The following is a 1272-nucleotide window of genomic DNA, read 5'->3' as shown; positions in this document are numbered from 1 at the left end:
CCGCTGCGGATCTGGCCGGCGGCGATAAAGTCCTGCACGCCCGTCACGACCATCGGGATCACCGTCCAGGGCTTCGAGGCACAGGTGGCCTCGGCCACCATGCCGACCTTCATCACCTGGGCCTCGATCTGCCCGAACCCGGCCTGCAGGCGCCCACGACCCGCGCCTTCGGGAATCAGGACCCCGGCCGGGCGCATGAACGGGTTGACGATGTCGCCCACCCGCAGCGTGAACTGCTCCACGCGCCCACCCACGCCGGCGCGGACGACGGTCTTGGCCAGATCCACCTCGGCCTGGGCCAGCGCGGCCTGGGCGCTCGCCTTCTGGGCCGGCAGGAGCGTGGAGATCTGTGCCTCGACGGTCTGCCTGGCGGCCGTAGCGGCATCAATCGTGCCCTGGCGCCCCTGCACGGCGACCTCGAGCTTTTCGATGTCCCTGACCGCCACCGCGCCCGGGTTGCGGCGGTAGATCTCCTGCTTGGTTGCCAGTTCGTCCACGGCCTGCTGATAGGCACTGCGGGCTTCCTGGATCTTGCCCTCGGCCGCCAGGACATCGGTCCGCGCCACCACCAGGGCCGCGTCGGTCTCGGCGATCTTGCGCCGGGCGGCCTCCGCCGCCGCCTCCTGGGCCGCGCTGTCGAGGCGGAAGATCGGCGCGCCCTGTTTTACCTCGCCGGTGAAGCCGACATAGACCTCCGCGACGCGCCCGTTCGTCTCCGGCAGGATGGGAACGGTGCGGAAGAACGCCGTGGCATTGGTGGTGGAGGGATGATTGTAGAAGATCACCGTGATCAGCCCGATCGTGAGCATCAGGCAGGCGATGATGCCCCATCGCAGCTCGAACCAGACCGAGAAGAGCGTGATTTCCTTGCCGATGCGCTTGCCCTGGGCAAAGCGGCGGTAGAGATAATCCGGAAAGATCGTCAGCAGGGAGCAGAGAAGAAGCTCAAGCATGGGTCCGCTCCTTCGGCGTTCGGGGGAGCGGGATCGTCTTCGGGACCTCGACCGCACCCTCGCCTGGCGCTTCGATCGGTATGAGATCCCCGCTGCCCTCCTCCGGGTCTCCGGCTGCGCCCTGACCTGGCTTCAGACCGGCGATCTTTTCGACCGATCCGGCAATCCTGCGAAGAGGATTGCCGAAGTCGGGAATGTCGATCAGGGCGAGCAGCAGGCCGGCGACCCAGAAGATGTGCATGTGCGTGAAGAGAGCCAGCAGGCCCAGCACGGCGACGATCTCGAACTGCAGCTTGTGCGACCTGTGCGCCATGCGCTC

General features: G+C 67.2%; 2 protein-coding genes. Both read right to left on the bottom strand.

Annotated elements, in window-relative coordinates; all coding sequences use genetic code 11:
* Nucleotides 1-953: HlyD family secretion protein (locus FS320_RS43595; RefSeq protein ID WP_152718676.1), on the bottom strand; the 953-nt coding region annotated here is incomplete at its 3' end.
* On the bottom strand, nucleotides 946-1272 hold a 327-nt coding region (locus FS320_RS49465; protein WP_244627771.1), incomplete at its 5' end, for a hypothetical protein. The genes FS320_RS49465 and FS320_RS43595, both read right to left, overlap by 8 nt.

The organism is Microvirga tunisiensis (genome assembly GCF_009296175.1).
Lineage (GTDB): Bacteria > Pseudomonadota > Alphaproteobacteria > Rhizobiales > Beijerinckiaceae > Microvirga > Microvirga tunisiensis.
Note: the sequence above shows the minus strand (reverse complement) of the source record. Positions and strands in the feature narration are given on the sequence as shown.